Origin of the sequence: Campylobacter concisus, assembly GCF_002913745.1 — a bacterium.
GTDB classification, from domain to species: Bacteria; Campylobacterota; Campylobacteria; order Campylobacterales; family Campylobacteraceae; genus Campylobacter_A; species Campylobacter_A concisus_R.
Genome location: NZ_PPCG01000012.1, coordinates 1 through 947 on the forward strand (window position 1 = coordinate 1; position 947 = coordinate 947).

Below are 947 nucleotides of genomic sequence, written 5' to 3' on the forward strand. Positions count from 1 at the left end.
TTAAGCAAAGCTGGCGTTGAGGCTGAGTTTGTCTATAAGATAAGTGAGGGCAGACCAAACGTTGAAGATAGGCTCAAAAACGGCGACATAGCACTTGTTATAAATACAAGCGATACTAAATCAAGCGTGGATGATGGCAAAAAGATCCGCCAAAATGTGCTTAGATTTAAAATTCCATATTTTACAACTATCCGTGCAGCACTTGCAGCTGCCAAGTCGCTAAGCACAGTTCAAACTGGCAAAGCACTTGAAGTAAAAAGCTTGCAAGAGTATCTAAGCGAGAAATAATAAATTTAGTGGCAGTTTTAGCTGCCACTAGCTAAATTTCACTTCTATTTGATTGGTTATTTTTTAAAGCGCTAGCTACCTTTAGAGCACTTGCAAAGGCAAGATGCAAGTTATATCCTCCAAGCATACCAGTGATATCTAAAACCTCTCCTATAAAATAAAGCCCTTTTACGCTTTTACACTCTAAATTTTCATCTAAAAATATAGTTTTCACGCCACCTTTTGTAACTTCAGCCCTTTCAAAGCCAAATGTCCCAGCTGGAGCAAAATGATATGCAAAAAGCCTTTTTATGATGCTCTTTTCATCATCATTCAATTCATAATAAGCTCTATCTTTTAAACCAAAATTTCTTAAAAACTCCAGCACAAATCTCTTTGGCAAAGGCAAAACCGAGCTAAGTTGCTTTTTGCCATTTACTAAATTTTTCTCACTAAATTTAGGCAAAAAATTTATGCAAATTCGCCCCTTTTGCCAAAAAAGTGAAGCATTTAGTATCGCTGGACCGCTTATGCCTCTATGTGTAAAAAGCAGATCGCCACTAAATTTATAGCTCTCATTTTTGCCATTTATCACTACATCAGCACTTAGACTAACACCACTAAGCTCTTTAAACCAAAACTCATCTTTTTGCAAGCTAAAGCCAACAAGAGCAGGGGCA

2 protein-coding genes are annotated in these 947 nt (G+C 37.1%); one reads left to right on the forward strand and one right to left on the reverse strand.

The window, feature by feature from the left end; all coding sequences use genetic code 11:
* Nucleotides 1–288: hypothetical protein (locus CYO90_RS00920; RefSeq protein WP_141090531.1), on the forward strand; the 288-nt coding region annotated here is incomplete at its 5' end.
* A 31-nt stretch (nucleotides 289–319) separates the two neighbouring features.
* Here CYO90_RS00920 and CYO90_RS00925 read toward each other — a convergent pair.
* Nucleotides 320–947: NAD(P)/FAD-dependent oxidoreductase (locus CYO90_RS00925; RefSeq protein ID WP_258030611.1), on the reverse strand; the 628-nt coding region annotated here is incomplete at its 5' end.